This is a genomic window from Halorubrum sp. SP9, assembly GCF_005435015.1.
In the GTDB taxonomy this organism is placed as follows: Archaea; Halobacteriota; Halobacteria; order Halobacteriales; family Haloferacaceae; genus Halorubrum; species Halorubrum sodomense.
This window is the reverse complement of the sequence record NZ_SGXU01000077.1, coordinates 1,348-2,203: the sequence shown is the minus strand read 5'-3', so window position 1 is coordinate 2,203 and position 856 is coordinate 1,348. Positions and strand designations below refer to the sequence as shown.

At 44.6% G+C, this 856-nt stretch carries 1 protein-coding gene and 1 pseudogene; both read right to left on the bottom strand.

All coding sequences use genetic code 11. The annotated features are described in order from the left end of the window. Positions 1–658 (bottom strand): oligosaccharide flippase family protein (locus EXE45_RS16335; RefSeq protein WP_158294283.1); only part of this gene is annotated, 658 nt, incomplete at its 3' end. A gap of 4 nt (positions 659–662) precedes the next feature. Continuing rightward, positions 663–856: pseudogene (locus tag EXE45_RS21425) on the bottom strand (nucleotide pyrophosphatase); the annotation flags it as partial.

Genomic DNA, 856 nt, shown 5'->3' with positions numbered 1-856 from the left:
ACTCCACTTCAGACTCTCTGATCCACTCTACCCTATATATAAAAATTATCAGTCCAGTAAATACTGCAAACGCAACCCCGACGAGATACCCCCCGACCAAACCCATAAGACCCATCCCGGTGGTTATAAGCACGACTATTGCGACGATCCGGCAAAGGGGGTTCAGCAGATCTTTCACCAGCATCCGATACTCCATTCGCTTGATACTGTTGAAAGATGCAATCAGTACCTTATTGACCGTCTGAATCGGGATCAGTAGCACAAACAGTGCGAGTACGATGACCAGCTGAGGCTCGCCAAACAGATCTGCGATGAAGGATCTACTCAGAAAAACGATCGTTAATCCAACTAATGAAGAGAAGGTTCCAATTATCAAAACGTTTCGGAGCGTTGATTTAGCCCTTCCGTACTCATTATTATTGAGGAATTGTGGAATGAAGTAATCGACTGATCGGTGAATGTTGAGACTGACGAAGCCCTGAACAAAGAGAACGATCGACAACGCTAGTGTGTAGACCCCGTATTGTGTAGGAGTGACGAGTCGGGTCGCTGTAGCGACAAACGAAAAACCGAGTGCTTTTCCCAATATGTTCCCAAGAAAGGTGATGCTACCTTGTTTAGCGATTGTAAATATCCCATTATCATTCTTCTCGCTCATTTGTTCAATTGAGATAACCCATATTACTCAACCGTTCTTCTAAGGCCTCTTCCTCACTTTCACTCCATTCTCGTCTCTCCCCATCCGTTTCGCCGTAATTATTTGTATACTTAATCGAGGAAACTCCTTTGTGTTCTTCCGTCATTGCGTCTTGTAGTACTATTCCATCGACCGTCTCCGGAATCGGACAATTATGAA